Origin of the sequence: Streptomyces sp. NPDC051041 (genome assembly GCF_044456065.1) — a bacterium.
GTDB lineage: Bacteria > Actinomycetota > Actinomycetes > Streptomycetales > Streptomycetaceae > Streptomyces > Streptomyces glaucus.
The window spans coordinates 310360-326978 of the sequence record NZ_JBITFM010000004.1; the positions used below are offsets into that span (position 1 = coordinate 310360).

Annotated in this window: 19 protein-coding genes and 1 pseudogene; 15 read left to right on the top strand and 5 right to left on the bottom strand. The window is 72.5% G+C overall.

Annotated features, from left to right (window positions below):
* Positions 1-167: 167 nt before the first annotated feature.
* Positions 168-500 carry a hypothetical protein gene (locus ACIBAI_RS10020; protein WP_399032679.1) on the top strand — a complete coding sequence of 111 codons (333 nt, stop codon included), beginning with the start codon at positions 168-170 and terminating at the stop codon, positions 498-500.
* 87 nt (positions 501-587) lie between these two features.
* Complete coding sequence (locus ACIBAI_RS10025; protein WP_399032681.1) at positions 588-1727, top strand: amidohydrolase family protein; 1140 nt, start codon at positions 588-590, stop codon at positions 1725-1727.
* Positions 1728-1758: 31 nt separating this feature from the next.
* On the opposite strand, the pseudogene ACIBAI_RS10030 reads toward ACIBAI_RS10025, so the two are convergent.
* From ACIBAI_RS10030 to ACIBAI_RS10050, 5 genes and pseudogenes are all read right to left on the bottom strand, one after another.
* Positions 1759-1911, bottom strand: a pseudogene (locus tag ACIBAI_RS10030) (RidA family protein); the annotation flags it as partial.
* Positions 1912-1997: 86 nt separating this feature from the next.
* Entirely contained in the window at positions 1998-3020 is a 1023-nt protein-coding gene (locus tag ACIBAI_RS10035; RefSeq protein ID WP_399032683.1) for a heme A synthase, read from the bottom strand.
* 40 nt (positions 3021-3060) lie between these two features.
* Positions 3061-3777, bottom strand: coding sequence for an ABC transporter permease (locus ACIBAI_RS10040; RefSeq protein WP_399032895.1), 717 nt, complete (start codon positions 3775-3777; stop codon positions 3061-3063).
* 56 nt (positions 3778-3833) lie between these two features.
* Positions 3834-4811, bottom strand: a complete 978-nt coding sequence (locus ACIBAI_RS10045) for an ABC transporter ATP-binding protein (protein ID WP_399032685.1) — start codon at positions 4809-4811, stop codon at positions 3834-3836.
* Between the two features lie 35 nt (positions 4812-4846).
* Positions 4847-5659 (bottom strand): aminoglycoside N(3)-acetyltransferase, encoded by an 813-nt coding sequence (locus ACIBAI_RS10050; protein ID WP_399032687.1) that lies wholly within the window; start codon positions 5657-5659, stop codon positions 4847-4849.
* A 161-nt stretch (positions 5660-5820) separates the two neighbouring features.
* On the opposite strand from ACIBAI_RS10050, the gene ACIBAI_RS10055 reads away from it, so the two are divergent.
* From ACIBAI_RS10055 to ACIBAI_RS10115, 13 genes are all read left to right on the top strand, one after another.
* Positions 5821-6579, top strand: a complete 759-nt coding sequence (locus ACIBAI_RS10055) for a helix-turn-helix transcriptional regulator (protein WP_399032689.1) — start codon at positions 5821-5823, stop codon at positions 6577-6579.
* Positions 6576-7997 (top strand): Fe-S cluster assembly protein SufB, encoded by a 1422-nt coding sequence (gene sufB, locus ACIBAI_RS10060; RefSeq protein ID WP_344600850.1) that lies wholly within the window; start codon positions 6576-6578, stop codon positions 7995-7997. The genes ACIBAI_RS10055 and sufB overlap by 4 nt, the downstream gene beginning before the upstream one ends.
* Before the next feature lie 83 nt (positions 7998-8080).
* Entirely contained in the window at positions 8081-9307 is a 1227-nt protein-coding gene (sufD, locus tag ACIBAI_RS10065) for a Fe-S cluster assembly protein SufD (protein ID WP_399032692.1), read from the top strand.
* On the top strand, positions 9304-9621 hold the full coding sequence (locus tag ACIBAI_RS10070; RefSeq protein ID WP_344600846.1) for a non-heme iron oxygenase ferredoxin subunit: 318 nt from the start codon (positions 9304-9306) through the stop codon (positions 9619-9621). Before sufD ends, ACIBAI_RS10070 begins: the two co-directional genes overlap by 4 nt.
* Before the next feature lie 7 nt (positions 9622-9628).
* Positions 9629-10393, top strand: coding sequence for a Fe-S cluster assembly ATPase SufC (gene sufC, locus ACIBAI_RS10075; protein WP_344600844.1), 765 nt, complete (start codon positions 9629-9631; stop codon positions 10391-10393).
* Positions 10390-11646, top strand: a complete 1257-nt coding sequence (locus ACIBAI_RS10080; protein ID WP_399032694.1) for a cysteine desulfurase — start codon at positions 10390-10392, stop codon at positions 11644-11646. Before sufC ends, ACIBAI_RS10080 begins: the two co-directional genes overlap by 4 nt.
* 16 nt (positions 11647-11662) lie before the next feature.
* On the top strand, positions 11663-12130 hold the full coding sequence (sufU, locus tag ACIBAI_RS10085) for a Fe-S cluster assembly sulfur transfer protein SufU (RefSeq protein WP_344600840.1): 468 nt from the start codon (positions 11663-11665) through the stop codon (positions 12128-12130).
* Positions 12127-12462: a metal-sulfur cluster assembly factor gene (locus tag ACIBAI_RS10090; RefSeq protein ID WP_344600838.1), complete on the top strand. Its 336-nt coding sequence runs from the start codon at positions 12127-12129 to the stop codon at positions 12460-12462. Before sufU ends, ACIBAI_RS10090 begins: the two co-directional genes overlap by 4 nt.
* Before the next feature lie 133 nt (positions 12463-12595).
* Complete coding sequence (locus ACIBAI_RS10095) at positions 12596-12916, top strand: DMT family transporter (protein WP_399032697.1); 321 nt, start codon at positions 12596-12598, stop codon at positions 12914-12916.
* A 193-nt stretch (positions 12917-13109) separates the two neighbouring features.
* Positions 13110-14111 carry a 2,3,4,5-tetrahydropyridine-2,6-dicarboxylate N-succinyltransferase gene (dapD, locus tag ACIBAI_RS10100; protein ID WP_399032699.1) on the top strand — a complete coding sequence of 334 codons (1002 nt, stop codon included), beginning with the start codon at positions 13110-13112 and terminating at the stop codon, positions 14109-14111.
* Between the two features lie 130 nt (positions 14112-14241).
* Positions 14242-14472, top strand: a complete 231-nt coding sequence (locus ACIBAI_RS10105; RefSeq protein WP_399032701.1) for a hypothetical protein — start codon at positions 14242-14244, stop codon at positions 14470-14472.
* A gap of 171 nt (positions 14473-14643) precedes the next feature.
* On the top strand, positions 14644-15201 hold the full coding sequence (locus ACIBAI_RS10110) for a SigE family RNA polymerase sigma factor (protein WP_399032703.1): 558 nt from the start codon (positions 14644-14646) through the stop codon (positions 15199-15201).
* A gap of 14 nt (positions 15202-15215) precedes the next feature.
* Entirely contained in the window at positions 15216-16433 is a 1218-nt protein-coding gene (locus ACIBAI_RS10115) for a WD40 repeat domain-containing protein (protein WP_399032897.1), read from the top strand.
* Positions 16434-16619: the final 186 nt, after the last annotated feature.

The following is a 16619-nucleotide window of genomic DNA, read 5'->3' on the forward strand; positions in this document are numbered from 1 at the left end:
GGTTGCTGGGGGTTTTCACGTGGACATCCATCTTGGGGGGGTTCTTGCTCGGGGCCCGCGCGTTTCCCCGCCCCCCCCCCCCCCCCCGGCGGGGGGGGGGGGGGGGGCCCCCCGCCCCCCCCCCCCGCCCGTCGCCGTTCCGGCTACCCGTCGGTAGCATCCTGGCCATGGCAGACACGCAGCAGGTTGACGCGAAGGCCGAGCGCACGGCGGCCCGGCTCGCCAAGCGGATCGGCGCCTTCGCCAAGGCGCACGGCGGGGCCGAGGGCCAGGTGGCCTACCTCGGGCAGCGCGGGGCCCGGATCGTGCTCGTCGGCGGGGACGGCGGCTGGGGCGACCTGGTCGCGCCGACGTACGCCATCGCCCGGAAGGCGGTGGAGAAGGCGGGGATCACCGCCCACGAGGCGTTCGACGGCGAGTTCGCGGCGAAGGTCAGGACGGGCCCGTACGAGTGGTCGCGCATGGCCGGGATCCAGGTGGGCGGGAAGAGCAACACCTGAGACCCGGTTCACCCGTTAGGACCGTAGGAGCGCGGGCCCGGCGACGGCCCGGCCGAGGAGCGCACGGTCCAGTCACGGGGAGCCCGGATGATCGAGACGCCGTCCCTCGTGGACCAGTACTGCCACGGCGTGCTGAGAACGGAGCTGGGCCTGGGCACCTTCGAGGCCCAGCTGGCCCGCACCGAGGGACCGCCCGCGCCGGGCACCACCCTGTTCGACACGCAGACCGGCTTCGCGGTACGCCGCTGGTGCCCGCCGCTGCTCGGCCTGGAACCGCACTGCCCGCCCGCCCGCTACCTGGCCCGGCGCCGGGAGCTGGGCGTCCTGGAGGCGGGCCGCCGGCTGCTGCGGGGCAGCGGCATCACGACCTATCTGGTCGACACCGGACTGCCGGGCGATCTGACCGGCCCCGCCGAGATGGCGTCCGCCGGGGCCGCCGAGGCCCACGAGATCGTGCGCCTCGAACTGCTGGCGGAGCAGGTCGCCGACACCTCCGGGACCGTGGAGGCGTTCCTCGCCAACCTCGCCGAGGCGGTGCACGGCGCCGCCGCGCACGCCGTGGCCTTCACCTCCGTGGCGGGCGTACGGCACGGGCTGGCCCTCGCCCCCGAGCCGCCGGGGCCCGGCGAGGTGCGCGGCGCGGCCGGGCGGTGGCTGGCCGGACGGGAGGTCGGCGGGGAGCTGAGCGACCCGGTGCTGCTCAGGCACCTGCTGTGGAGCGCGGTCGCCTCGGGGCTGCCGCTGCAGCTGCACGCCGGGCTGGGGGAGCCGGGCCTGCGCATCGACCGCACGGACCCGGTGCTGCTGACGGACTTCGTACGGGCCACCGCCGGTCTCGGCACCGACCTCGTGCTGCTGCACGGCTACCCGTACCACCGGCACGCCGCCCACCTCGCCGGCGTCTTCCCGCACGTGTACGCCGACTCGGGCGCCGCCCTGGTCCGCACCGGAGCCCGCGCCGCGACCGTCCTCGCGGAGATCCTGGAACTGGCCCCCTTCGGCAAGATCCTCTTCTCCAGCGGCGCCCGGGGCCTGCCCGAACTGCACGTGGTGGGCGCCCGCCTGTTCCGCGAGTCCCTCGCGCGCGTGCTCGGCACCTGGGTCGCCGAGGGGGCGTGGTCGCCGGGGGACGCTCAGCGGGTGGCGGGAATGATCGCGTCGGGAAACGCGACGCGGGTGTACGGGCTGGATCGGACCGGGCCGCTCAGCCGGGCGGCGCCACCGTGAAGTCCACTTCGACGAGCTGCCCCGGCAGCCCGAGCCGGGACACGCCGAGCAGGGCGCCGTCGGCGTCCAGGGGGCACTGCCCCGCGAGGCGGGCCGTGCGGCCCGCCTCCACCACAGTGACGTGGCGGTAGCCGGGCGTCGCGTGGCGCCGCTCGGGGTTGATGCGCGTCAGCCGGTCGGTCATGGCCCCCTCCCTGGGGCCGCGGCGGCACGGACGCACCCGTCTCCCGGGACGGCCGGAAGGACTCCGGCCGGAAGGCGCCGCTCCGGCTATCGGGGGCCGGCCACCGGCACACCGGCGCTGTCGGGCTCCCGGGCCGGCAGGACCGCGGGCGTGCCCTCCGGGCGCTCGCGCAGCGACAACAGCACCCGCAGCACCCAGATCCACATCAGGGCCGAGCCGAACATGTGCAGGCCGACCAGGATCTCGGGCAGGTCCGTGAAGTACTGCACGTACCCGATGACGCCCTGGGCGAGCAGGATCAGGAACAGCTCGCGGGTGCGGCTCAGCGGGCCCTTCGGGGCGTCGACCGCCTTCAGCGCGAACCAGAGGGCGAACGTCAGCGTCACCACGATCCACGCCAGCACGGCGTGCAGCTTCGCCACGGTCTCCCAGTCGACCGGCATCCGCTCGACCTCGCTGGAGTCGCCCGCGTGCGGGCCCGCGCCGGTGACCACCGTGCCGACCAGGATCAGCAGCACGGCGGCCGCGACCATGAACCACACCAGCTGCTGCACCGCCTTGCCGACCAGCGGACGCGGCGGCGCGTCGCCCTCCCGCGTGCGCTGCCACATCACCGTGGCGACCGCGATGAGCGCCGAGGTCGCCACGAAGTGGGCCGCGACCGTGTAGGGGTTCAGGCCGACCAGGACCACGATGCCGCCGAGCACCGCGTTGCTCATCACGATCCAGAACTGCGCCCAGCCCAGCCGGGTCAGGCCGCGCCGGTACGGCTTCTGCGAGCGGGCGGCGATGATCGCCCAGCCGACGGCGGCACACAGCACGTACGTCAGCATCCGGTTGCCGAACTCGATGGCCCCGTGGACGCCCATCTCGCTGGTCGCGGTGAGCGAGTCGGCGGTGCACTTGGGCCAGGTCGGGCAGCCCAGGCCCGAGCCCGTCAGCCGGACGGCACCGCCGGTGACCACGATGACCACCGACATCACGAGCGCGGACAGGGCGGCCCGCCGGACCGTTTGGGGGGCGGGGGTCCAGCGGGCGGCGACGAAGGCGAGCGGGTTGCGCACGGCGGTCGCGGCGTCGGCGCGGGTCACGTTTGACACGCGTTCCATCGTAGGGGGCGGCTTGTGCACGCGTTCACGAGGGTCCCGCCTACTCCCAGCGGAAGAACCTCCCCGCCGCCGCGAGCCCGGCGGCCGCCCAGACGGCGAGGATCCCCAGGTCGCCCCACGGCATGCCCGCCCCGTGCTGGAGCACGTCCCGCAGGCCGTCGGAGAGCGCGGAGACGGGCAGCAGGCCCAGCACGCCCTGCGCGGCGTCCGGGAACTTCTCCAGCGGCACGATCACGCCGCCGCCGACGAGCAGCAGCAGGAAGACCAGGTTGGCCGCGGCCAGCGTCGCCTCCGCCTTCAGGGTGCCCGCCATCAGCAGGCCGAGGCCGGAGAAGGCCGCCGTGCCCAGGAGCAGCAGCAGGAGCACGGGGAGGGGACCGCCGTGCGGCGACCAGCCGAGCGCGAAGGCGATCACCGTCAGCAGCGCCACCTGGAGCACCTCGGTGACCAGCACGGACAGCGTCTTCGCGGTCATCAGGCCCCAGCGGGGCAGCGGCGAGGCCGCCAGCCGCTTCAGCACCCCGTACCGCCGTTCGAACCCGGTCGCGATGGCCTGCCCCGTGAACGCCGTGGACATCACCGCGAGGGCGAGGACGCCGGGGGCGAGGAAGTCGACGGCCTCGCCCGCGCCGGTGTCGACGATGTCCACCGAGCTGAACAGCACGAGCAGCAGCGTCGGGATGATCACCGTCAGCAGCAGCTGCTCGCCGTTGCGCAGCAGCATCCGCGTCTCCAGGGCGGCCTGGGCGGCGATCATGCGGGGGAGGGGCGCGGCGCCGGGCCTCGGCGCGTGGGTCCCCGTACCGGTGGCGGTCACGAGCGCAGCTCCTTGCCGGTCAGTTCCAGAAAGACGTCCTCCAGGGTGCGCCGTTCCACCGAGATCCGGTCCGGCATCACCCCGTGCTGGGCGCACCACGACGTCACCGTCGCGAGCAGCTGCGGGTCGATCTTGCCGGTGACCCGGTAGGAGCCCGGCGTCAGCTCCACGGCCGAGCAGTCCGCGGGCAGCGCCTTGAGCAGGGAGCCCACGTCCAGGCCGGGCCGGCCGGAGAACCGCAGCGTGTTCTCGGCGCCGCCGCGGCACAGCTCCTCCGGGGAGCCCTGGGCGATGACCCGGCCCGCGTCGATGATCGCCACGTCGTCGGCGAGCTGCTCGGCCTCGTCCATGTGGTGGGTGGTGAGGATCACGGAGACGCCGTCGGCGCGCAGGTCCCGGACCAGGTCCCAGGTGGCGCGGCGGGCCTGCGGGTCCAGGCCCGCGGTCGGCTCGTCGAGGAACACCAGCTCCGGGCGGCCCACCACGGCCATCGCCAGCGCGAGCCGCCGCTGCTGGCCGCCGGAGAGCCGGCGGTACGCCGTCCGGCCGCAGGAGCCGAGGCCCAGCCGCTCGATCAGGGCGTCCACGTCCAGCGGGTGCGCGTGCAGCTTCGCCACGTGGCGCAGCATCTCGTCGGCCCGCGCGCCCGAGTAGACGCCGCCGGACTGGAGCATCACGCCGATGCGGGGCCGCAGCGCGCGCGAGTCCCGCACCGGGTCGAGGCCCAGGACGCGCACCGTGCCGGAGTCCGGCTTCCGGTACCCCTCGCAGGTCTCGACCGTGGTCGTCTTGCCCGCCCCGTTGGGGCCGAGCACGGCGGTGACTCCCGCCCGGGCCACCAGGTCGAGCCCGTCCACCGCGGTCTTCGTGCCGTACCGCTTCACCAGGGCCCGGACCTCGATGAGCGGGTGCGAGGCGAAGCCTCTCCCCGCGGGGTGGTGGCCGGGAGACGGACGGGCGGGCTCACTTCGCATGAGTCCAGAGTCTAGGTACGCGGGCGGGCGGGCGTTCAGCCGGGCGGGTACAGGAACTCCTCCGTGCGCGGCCGGTGCACCGACAGCCACCTCTCGGCATAGGCCACCGCGTCCGCCACCGGGAACAGCCGTGCGTCGGCCGCCCCGACCCTGCCCCGGACCACGGGCCGGTCCCGCTCGAAGTCGTGCCCGAGCTCGTCGAACCGCTCGGAGGTGATCGACACCTCGGTCACCACCTCCCAGCCGTACGGCCCCGGGCGGCCGACCTCGACGAGCGGGGACGGAATCCGGTACTCGGCGAGGTGGAAGCTGGTGCAGGCGCCGTACCCGGCGCCGAGCAGCAGCACCCGCGCGCCCATCGCCTCCAGCTTCGCCAGCGGGCTGCGCTCACCCAGCCGGCAGTCGGGGGCGTGCCCCTCGACCACCTCCGCCGCGCGCGGGCCGACGGCCGCGAACGAGGTCTGCGGGTGCGCGCTGCGCAGGGCGCCCGGCCAGGTCCGCACGGTCTCCGGGACCACGCCGACCCCGCGCGCGGGGGTGATCAGCGGGTCGTACGCGGGCATCGCGGCCCGGACGGTCTCCCACCACTGCTCGGGCACCGGCGGGTCGCGCCACAGCGCCGGGTCGGACAGGTCGCCGGTCTGGGTGGGGACCACCAGCGTGCCGTCCGGGGCGAGCACGTCCAGCAGGCCCTGGACCACCGCGACGGCGCCGCCGCAGACCCAGCCGAGGGAGCTGAGCGAGGAGTGCACGAGGAGGGTCTCGCCGGAGCGGACCCCCAGTTCGCGCAGCTGCGCGGCGAGGGTGCCCCGGGTGACGAGAGGGCCGGTGGGAGGAGGTGCGGGCATGGTTCGCGAGTGTCCCGCAAGCGGCTCCGGCATGCCACCGGTTCGATCGATCCCAGATCGTTTCCGCAGGTCGGATTAGGTATGCCTAAGTGACGCAGCGCACCGTCGGCGGGCCCGGACGCGGCTTGCCCGGCCCCGAAGAATTACGCAACAATGGCGTTGTGAAAAACGGTGCGCCATCGACGGGGATCCCCCACGAGGAGCTCGCGACCGGGGAGCGGCCCACCCGCAACCGGGTCGCGCGGTCCATCCTGGACCACGGCCCGTCGACCGTCGCCGAACTCGCCGAGCGGCTGGGACTCACCCAGGCGGCCGTGCGCCGCCATCTCGACGCCCTGGCCGCCGACGGCGTGGTCGAGGCCCGCGAGCGCCGGGTCTACGGCACGCGCACGCGCGGCCGGCCGGCCAAGGTGTTCGCCCTGACCGACTGCGGACGGGACGCCTTCGACCAGTCGTACGACAAGCTCGCCGTCGACGCGCTGCGCTGGATCGCCGAGCGCGAGGGCGGCGGCGAGGCCGTCGCCGCCTTCGCCCGCGCCCGCATCGCCGCCCAGGCCGAGACCTACCGGAAGGCGGTCGAAGCGGCCGCCCCGGACCGGCGGACCGAGGCCCTGGCCAAAGCGCTCAGCGCGGACGGGTACGCTGCAACCGCGCGCAGCGCTCCCCAGCCCCACACGGGCGAGCAGCTGTGCCAGCACCACTGCCCGGTCGCCCACGTCGCCGAGCAGTTTCCGCAGCTGTGCGAGGCCGAGACGGAATTTTTCGCCGAGCTGCTCGGTACACATGTGCAGCGGCTGGCGACCATCGCACACGGCGACGGCGTCTGCACCACCTTCATTCCGAAGGCGCCCAAGACTTCCAAGACCAGTCACTACAGCCACAACGCATCCGCAAGCACGGCCGGGAGGAACCCCGCATGACTCTCCCCACGGAGACTGCCCACCCTGAGCTCGAGGGCCTGGGCAAGTACGAATACGGCTGGGCCGACCGGGACGAGGCCGGTGCGTCGGCACGTCGCGGCCTGGACGAGGACGTCGTCCGGGACATCTCCGCGAAGAAGGACGAGCCGGAGTGGATGACCAAGCTCCGCCTCAAGGGCCTGCGCCTGTTCGAGAAGAAGCCCATGCCGAACTGGGGCTCGGACCTGTCGGGCATCGACTTCGACAACATCAAGTACTTCGTACGCTCCACGGAGAAGCAGGCGGAGTCCTGGGAGGACCTGCCCGAGGACATCAAGAACACCTACGACAAGCTGGGCATCCCCGAGGCCGAGAAGAAGCGCCTCGTGGCCGGTGTCGCCGCCCAGTACGAGTCGGAGGTCGTCTACCACCAGATCCGCGAGGACCTGGAGGAGCAGGGCGTCATCTTCCTGGACACCGACACCGCGCTCAAGGAGCACCCGGAGCTCTTCAAGGAGTACTTCGGCACGGTCATCCCGGCCGGCGACAACAAGTTCGCCGCGCTGAACACCGCCGTGTGGTCCGGCGGTTCCTTCATCTACGTGCCGCCGGGCGTGCACGTGGAGATCCCGCTCCAGGCCTACTTCCGCATCAACACGGAGAACATGGGCCAGTTCGAGCGGACCCTGATCATCGTCGACGAGGGCGCCTACGTGCACTACGTCGAGGGCTGCACGGCCCCGATCTACAAGTCGGACTCGCTGCACTCCGCGGTCGTCGAGATCATCGTCAAGAAGAACGCCCGCTGCCGCTACACGACCATCCAGAACTGGTCGAACAACGTCTACAACCTGGTCACCAAGCGCGCCGTGGCCTACGAGGGCGCGACCATGGAGTGGATCGACGGCAACATCGGCTCCAAGGTGACGATGAAGTACCCGGCCGTCTACCTGATGGGCGAGCACGCCAAGGGCGAGACCCTGTCCATCGCCTTCGCGGGCGAGGGCCAGCACCAGGACGCGGGCGCCAAGATGGTCCACATGGCGCCGAACACGTCGTCCAACATCGTCTCCAAGTCGGTGGCGCGCGGCGGCGGCCGCACCTCCTACCGCGGTCTGATCGAGATCGGCGAGGGCGCCCCGGGCTCGAAGTCGAACGTGCTCTGCGACGCGCTGCTCGTCGACACGATCTCCCGCTCGGACACCTACCCCTACGTGGACGTCCGCGAGGACGACGTGTCCATGGGCCACGAGGCGACCGTCTCCAAGGTCTCCGAGGACCAGCTCTTCTACCTGATGAGCCGGGGCCTGAGCGAGGACGAGGCGATGGCGATGATCGTGCGCGGCTTCGTCGAGCCGATCGCCAAGGAGCTGCCCATGGAGTACGCGCTGGAGCTCAACCGGCTGATCGAGCTGCAGATGGAGGGCGCGGTCGGCTAACCACCGGCCAGGGGCGGCCCCGGAGCCGCCCCGCCGTCCCCGTCAAGCCCCTTACGTAACGGAAAGCGAGCACTACGACAGCCATGGCTGAGGCTCAGAACTCCCCCACCTCCGGCTTCGCTGCGGCGGGGGGACCCCCACCGGTCGGCTCCACGACCGCCGGTGCGATCGCGGTCGCCGCCGAGGCGGACTCCACCGTCGCCACGCGCATGAGCGCGCCCCCCTCCTTCGACGTCGCGGACTTCCCCGTCCCGCACGGCCGCGAGGAGGAGTGGCGGTTCACCCCGCTGGAGCGGCTGCGCGGCCTGCACGACGGCACCGCCGTCGCCACCGGCGAGGGCGTGAAGGTCACCGTCGAGGCCCCCGAGGGCGTCACCGTCGAGACCGTCGGCCGCGACGACGCGCGGCTCGGCAGGGCGGGCACCCCGGTGGACCGCGTCGCCGCCCAGGCGTACTCCGCCTTCGAGCGGGCCTCGGTCGTGACCGTGCCGAAGGAGACCGTCCTCACCGAGCCGATCCGCATCGCGGTGCACGGCCAGGGCGGGGTCGCCTACGGCCACCAGGTGATCGAGCTGGGCGCCTTCGCCGAGGCCGTCGTGGTCATCGACCACACCGGTGACGCGGTGCTCGCCGCCAACGTCGACTACCTCCTGGGCGACGGCGCCAAGCTGACCGTCGTCTCCGTCCAGGACTGGGACGACAAGGCCGTGCACGCCGCCCAGCACAACGCCCTCGTCGGCCGGGACGCGTCCTTCAAGTCGGTCGTCGTGACCTTCGGCGGCGACCTGGTGCGGCTGCACCCGCGCGTGAACTACGCCGGTCCCGGCGGCGAGGTCGAGATGTTCGGCCTGTACTTCACCGACCGGGGCCAGCACCAGGAGCACCGGCTCTTCGTCGACCACAACGTCCCGCACTGCAAGTCGAACGTGGTCTACAAGGGCGCGCTGCAGGGCGACAACGCGCACGCGGTGTGGATCGGCGACGTGCTCATCGAGGCCGCGGCCGAGGGCACGGACACCTACGAGATGAACCGCAACCTGGTCCTCACCGACGGCGCGCGCGTCGACTCGGTCCCCAACCTGGAGATCGAGACCGGCGAGATCGTCGGCGCCGGCCACGCCTCCGCCACCGGCCGCTTCGACGACGAGCAGCTCTTCTACCTGATGGCCCGCGGCATCCCGGAGCACGAGGCCCGCCGCCTGGTGGTCCGCGGCTTCTTCGCCGAGCTGGTCCAGCAGATCGGCCTCCCGGACATCGAGGAGCGCCTGATCGCCAGGATCCAGGAGGAGCTGGAGGCGTCGGTCGCATGACCTTCGTACGCGCCTGCGGACTGGGCGAGCTGGAGGAGGACACCCCGAAACGGGTGGAACTCGACGGCACGCCCGTGTCCATCGTGCGGACCGAGGGCGAGGTGTTCGCGATCCACGACATCTGCTCGCACGCGAACGTCTCCCTCTCGGAGGGCGAGGTCGACGCCTGCCACATCGAGTGCTGGCTGCACGGCTCGCGCTTCGACCTCCGCTCCGGCAAGCCCGACGCCCTCCCGGCGACGCGCCCCGTCCCCGTATACCCCGTAAAGATCGAAGGGGACGACGTGCTCGTCTCCCTCACCCAGGAGTCCTGAGGCACCCATGGCAACGCTTGAAATCCGAGACCTGCACGTCACCGTCGAGGCCGACAACGCCACGAAGGAGATCCTCAAGGGCGTCGACCTCACCGTGAAGCAGGGCGAGACGCACGCCATCATGGGCCCCAACGGCTCGGGCAAGTCGACCCTCGCCTACTCCCTCGCGGGTCACCCCAAGTACACGATCACCGGCGGCACCGTCACCCTCGACGGCGAGGACGTCATCGAGATGTCCGTCGACGAGCGCGCCCGCGCCGGCCTGTTCCTCGCCATGCAGTACCCGGTCGAGGTCCCCGGCGTCTCGGTCTCCAACTTCCTGCGCACCTCCGCCACCGCCATCCGCGGCGAGGCCCCCAAGCTGCGCACCTGGGTGAAGGAGGTCAAGGAGGCCATGGAGCGCCTCAACATGGACCCGTCCTTCGCCGAGCGCAACGTCAACGAGGGCTTCTCCGGCGGTGAGAAGAAGCGCCACGAGATCCTCCAGCTGGAGCTGCTCAGGCCGAAGGTCGCGATCCTCGACGAGACCGACTCCGGCCTGGACGTCGACGCCCTGCGCGTCGTCTCCGAGGGCGTCAACCGGGTCCGCGAGACCGGTGAGGTCGGCACCCTGCTGATCACCCACTACACGCGCATCCTGCGCTACATCAAGCCCGACCACGTCCACGTGTTCGCCAACGGCCGCATCGTCGAGTCCGGCGGTCCCGAGCTCGCGGACAAGCTGGAGAACGAAGGCTACGAGGCATACGTGAAGGGTGGCGCATCCGCGTGACACAGCTGCCGGGCCTCCTCGACACCGAGGCGATCCGCAAGGACTTCCCGATCCTGGACCGAGTGCTCCACGACGGGAGGAAGCTCGTCTACCTCGACAACGCCGCGACCTCGCAGACCCCGCGCCAGGTCATCGACGTGCTCGACGAGTACTACGAGCAGCACAACGCCAACGTCCACCGCGGCGTGCACGTCCTCGCCGAGGAGGCCACGGCACTGTACGAGGGCGCGCGCGACAAGGTCGCCGAGTTCATCAACGCGCCCAGCCGCGACGAGGTGATCTTCACCAAGAACGCCTCGGAGTCGCTGAACCTCGTGGCCAACATGCTGGGCTGGGCCGACGAGCCCTACCGCGTGGACTCCGAGACCGAGATCGTCATCACGGAGATGGAGCACCACTCCAACATCGTGCCGTGGCAGCTGCTCGCGCAGCGCACGGGCGCGAAGCTGAAGTGGTTCGGTCTCACCGACGACGGCCGGCTCGACCTGTCCGACATCGACGAGATCATCACGGAGAAGACGAAGATCGTCTCCTTCGTGCTGGTCTCCAACATCCTGGGTACGGTCAACCCGGTCGAGGCGATCGTGCGCCGCGCCCAGGAGGTCGGCGCCCTGGTGTGCGTCGACGCCTCCCAGGCCGCCCCCCACATGCCGCTGGACGTGCAGGCCCTGCAGGCCGACTTCGTGGCCTTCACCGGCCACAAGATGTGCGGCCCGACCGGCATCGGCGTGCTGTGGGGCCGCCAGGAACTGCTGGAGGACCTGCCTCCGTTCCTGGGCGGCGGCGAGATGATCGAGACGGTGTCGATGCACTCGTCGACGTACGCCCCCGCCCCGCACAAGTTCGAGGCGGGCACCCCGCCGATCGCGCAGGCGGTCGGGCTCGGCGCGGCGATCGACTACCTGAACTCGATCGGCATGGACAAGATCCTCGCGCACGAGCACGCGCTCACCGAGTACGCGGTCAAGCGGCTGTCGGAGGTCCCCGACCTGCGCATCATCGGCCCGACCACGGCCGAGGACCGCGGGGCGGCCATCTCCTTCACCCTCGGCGACATCCACCCGCACGACGTGGGCCAGGTCCTCGACGAGCAGGGCATCGCGGTCCGCGTCGGCCACCACTGCGCACGGCCCGTCTGCCTGCGGTACGGAATTCCCGCGACCACGCGAGCGTCGTTCTACCTGTACTCCACGCCGGCCGAGATCGACGCACTGGTCGCGGGGCTGGAGCACGTACGGAACTTCTTCGGCTGAAGGGCGTGCTGAAACCGTGAAGCTGGACTCGATGTACCAGGACGTCATCCTCGACCACTACAAGAACCCGCACGGGCGTGGTCTCAGGGACGGCGACGCCGAGGTGCACCATGTGAACCCGACCTGCGGAGACGAGATCACGCTGCGCGTGAGGTACGACGGCACGACCATCGCCGACGTCTCGTACGAGGGTCAGGGCTGCTCCATCAGCCAGGCGAGCGCCTCGGTGCTCAACGAGCTGCTGGTCGGCAAGGAGCTGGCCGAGGCGCAGAGGATCCAGGAGACCTTCCTGGAGCTGATGCAGTCCAAGGGCCGGATCGAGCCCGACGACGCCATGGAGGACGTGCTGGAGGACGCGGTCGCGTTCGCCGGGGTGTCCAAGTATCCGGCCCGGGTCAAGTGCGCCCTGTTGAGCTGGATGGCCTGGAAGGACGCGACGGCCCAGGCCCTGGGCGGAGCCGACGCCGAAAGGAAGACGGCATGAGCGACACCGTGGAGATGAAGCCGGTCTCGGAGGAGGAACTCCGCGAGGCCCTGATGGACGTCGTCGACCCCGAACTGGGCATCGACGTCGTCAACCTCGGCCTGATCTACGGCATCCACATCGACGAGGAGGCGAACATCGCCACCGTCGACATGACCCTGACCTCCGCGGCCTGCCCGCTGACGGACGTCATCGAGGACCAGGCCAGGTCCGCCACGGACGGCCTCGTCAACGAGCTGCGCATCAACTGGGTCTGGATGCCGCCGTGGGGCCCCGACAAGATCACGGACGACGGCCGCGAGCAGCTTCGGGCGCTCGGGTTCAACGTCTGAGACCCACCGGCCGGCGGACACCGGACGGAGCCGACGGCGACGCCCCCCGGGGCGTCGCCGTCTCCCGTACCCGCACCCCGCCCGGGTGGCCGCGGCGCTTTCCCGGCGTCATCCGTTGCGTACGCTCCCGCCCATGGGATACCTGCTGCTCGCCGGAGCCATCGCCGCCGAGGTCGCGGGCACGACCGCGATGAAGTACAGCGACGGGTTCCGCAGGCTGTGGCCCTCGCTGCTGACCCTCGCCGGCTACCTCGTCTCCTTCACGCTGCTCGCGCAGACGCTGCGGACCGTCTCCGTCGGCACGGCCTACGCCATCTGGTCCGGCGTCGGCACGGCGGCCATCGCCACGATCGGGATCGTCTTCCTGGGGGAGGGCATGACCCTCGCCAAGGCCGCCGGCATCGCGCTGATCATCATCGGGGTGGTGGTGCTGAACCTGGGGGGAGCGCACTGACCCCGCCGCGCGGCGGGAGGCGCCCGACGGCCGCGCGCCCGGGGCGCCGCGAGGACGCGCCGGCCCCCGGTCCGCGGAACCCCCACTCCCGGTCCGGCAGCCCGGTGACCTGGGTTCCGGACCGGCCGCCCGGCACGTGAGACGAGCCGGGGCCGGTTCGCCTCGCCGGCCCCCGGGCGGTTAGGTTGCCCTCATGACCGACACGACTGCTCCCCGCACCACCGGCGCCGTGGCCGCCGGCCTCGCCACGATCGCCGCCGACGGCACCGTTCTCGACACCTGGTTCCCCGCGCCCGAACTGGTGACGGCGACCGACCGGGACCCCGGCCCGGCCGGCACCGAGCGGCTGACCGCCGAGCGGGCCGTGGAACTGCTCGGCGAGGGCGCCGCCAAGGCGATCGGCCCGGACGCCCTCAGGGGCGTCGAGGTCGTCGCGGTCCGCACGGTCATCGCCTCCCTCGACGACAAGCCGGTCGACACGCACGACGTCTACCTGCGCCTGCACCTGCTGTCGCACCGGCTCGTCAAGCCGCACGGCCAGAACCTCGACGGCATCTTCGGCTTCCTCGCCAACGTCGCCTGGACCTCGCTCGGCCCGGTCGCCGTCGACGACGTCGAGAAGGTGCGGCTGAACGCCCGCGCCCAGGGCCTGCACCTGCAGGTGACCTCGATCGACAAGTTCCCGCGGATGACGGACTACGTCGTCCCCAAGGGCGTCCGCATCGCCGACGCCGACCGGGTCCGGCTCGGCGCCCACCTCGCCGCGGGCACCACCGTGATGCACGAGGGCTTCGTCAACTTCAACGCGGGCACGCTCGGCACGTCGATGGTCGAGGGCCGGATCTCCGCGGGCGTCGTGGTGGGCGACGGCTCGGACATCGGCGGCGGCGCGTCGACGATGGGCACGCTGTCCGGCGGCGGCAACGTGATCATCTCCATCGGCGAGCGCTGCCTGATCGGCGCCGAGGCGGGCGTCGGCATCGCCCTCGGCGACGAGTGCGTGGTCGAGGCCGGGCTGTACGTCACCGCCGGCACCCGCGTCACCATGCCCGACGGCCAGATCGTCAAGGCCCGCGAGCTGTCCGGCGCCTCCAACATCCTCTTCCGCCGCAACTCGGTCACCGGCGCGGTCGAGGCCCGCCCGAACAACGCGGTGTGGGGCGGCCTGAACGAGATCCTGCACAGCCACAACTGACGTCCGCACACGGGTTCGGGCGGGCCCGTGAGGATGAGCCGGCGTGACCTCGCGGCGGATCCGGCGGATGAACGGGTGGACACGGAAGTCCGGTCATACGCCGAACCGACGAGACGAGGGGCTGGGGAAGATGAGGAACGAGCGGATGCGGGGCGTGGCGCGCGGGCTGACCGGGGCGGGGGCCGCGGTGGCGGTGTGCTGGATGGCGGCCGGGGCCGCGCACGCCGACGAGACCAACCACCACTCGAACAACGGTCCCCGGGTCGGCCTGGTCAACGTCGACGTCGGCCAGGTCGACGACCCGATGGAGGACGTGCTGGAGCACACGCTGCTCCTCGGCGACGGCTACCGCTGGAGCTGATCCGCACACCGCGGGCCGGGGCCCGTACCGCACGACGCGGTACGGGCCCCGGCCCGTTCGGCGTTCCCGGCCGCGACGCCCCGACGGGCTGACATAGCGGGAGGCCGCCCGGTGCGTCTCAAGGAGCACAGGGGCCGGGCACGGGGCCCGCCCGGGGAAGAGAAGGTGACGATGGATGCCCAGGCGGAGGAGAGCTTCCGGGAGTTCGTGGCGAACCGGTCGTCCGCGCTGCTGAGGACGGCGGTCCTGCTGGCCGGCGGCGACCGGCACGCGGGCGAGGACCTGTTGCAGAACGCCCTGATGAAGGCGGCCGGCCGCTGGCACCGCATCGACGAGCCCGAGGCGTACGTACGGCAGGTCCTGTACCGGCAGCAGGTCAGCCGCTGGCGGCTGAAGTGGCCGAGACGCGAGCTGAGCGTCGCCGAACCGCCCGACACCGGCGCCGGCCCGGACGCCGCGGCCGCGGCCGAGCTGCGCCTGGTGATGCGCGGCGCGCTGGCCCGGCTGACCGCGCGGCAGCGCACCGTGCTGGTGCTGCGCTACTTCGAGGACCTGCCCGAGGCCGACGTGGCCCGCGTGCTCGGCTGCTCCGTCGGCACCGTACGGTCCACCACCCACCGCTCCCTCGCCCGGCTGCGCGCCCTCGCGCCCGAACTGGCCGCCCTGGGCCCGGCCGACGTCGAGCGGCAGCCGTCCCGTGACTACGCGCCCGTGGAGGTGCGCCCGTGAATCCCGCGAACCCCGTGAACGTCGCGGAAGCCGTACGCGACGCGCTGCGCGACCAGGCCGACCGGCAGCCGCCCGCGGCGCCCGGGCTCGCCGACCGGGTGCTGGCGGCCCGCCGGCGCCGTCTGGCCCGCCGGCTCGCGGCCGCGGCCGCCGCCACCGCCGCCGTGGTCGCCGTCGCCGTGGCGGTGCCGCTGCTGGATCCGGGCAGGGAGGACGTGCGCCCCGCCGGCGTGCTGGACGGCGGCGGGATCCTCGGCCATCCGGACCAGTCGCCGCCGCGTGGGTTCATCGCCGCGGGGAGGGCCGCGCTGGCGGCCTACTACACCGCGCGGACCGTCGCCCGGTCGGAGAAGGAGGGGATCTTCACCCGCACCTACCGGCTGCTCGACCCGAGGACCGGACGGTACGAGAAGGACGACCGGTGGTCGTTCGTCGCCGTCGCGCCCGGCCTGCGCACGGCCGCCGTCCTGGAGCGGCGGCTGCCCGCCCGGCGGATCGGACTGCTCGACCTCACCACGGGGGAGGTCGAGCGCTGGATCCCGGCCGGCCGGGGCGTGGGCGGTCTCGCCTTCTCGCACGACGGGAGCAGGCTCGTCGCCACGACGTACGACGAGCACCCCGATCTGCGCGACCGGGTGCGGTCGCCCTCCGGTGAGGAGCAGTGGCTGCCGCGGTTCGGGGACCGGTCGAGCCGGACCGGCTTCTACGTCCTCGACGTGCCCTCCGGCGCGGGCTCCTGGAGCCCGGTCGCGCACCGCCGCGACATCGACAGCCGCCAGGACTTCTCCTTCTCCCGAGACGGCAGGCTGGTGTACTCGCAGGTCGTCGGCGACCGTGACGGGCTGCAGCAGTTTTACGACCTCGCGGGCGACGAGGTCGCCGCGCCCGCGAACGAGCGGCATCTGCGGTCGGACGTCGGCGCGCGGCTGTCCCCGGACGGCCGGCTCGCCGCGCTGGGCCTGACCGCCGAGGCCGAGGACAGGTCCTGGTCCTCGATCCGGGACCCGCGTACCGGCGAGGAGATCACCAGGGTGCGCGGGGCGCACCTGCTGGCCTGGGCGGACGACCGGCGGCTGATCGCCTGGGAGCGGGCACCCGGGTCGGAGTCGTACCGGCCCCGGCTGGTGCTGGTCACGATCGGCAGCGACAGGGTCGTGCCGCTCAGCGGAGTGCGCGAGCCGGACGAGGACTTCGACAGCCTGGAGTGGGAGCCCGTCTTCGCGGAGCGCTGACGCCTTCCGGTCACGCGGCCGCTCGTCCCGCCGTACCACGGCGGGGCCCCGGCAGGCCGCCCGCGCCCGTCCCCGTGAAGGGGGCGGGCGCGGCGCACTGGTTCGGCCGAAGGGCGGGGCGGGGAGCGAGGGTAGCGAGGGCCGGGAAGGGTACCCGGGAGGCTTCGGACCGAGAGGAGGCGGACA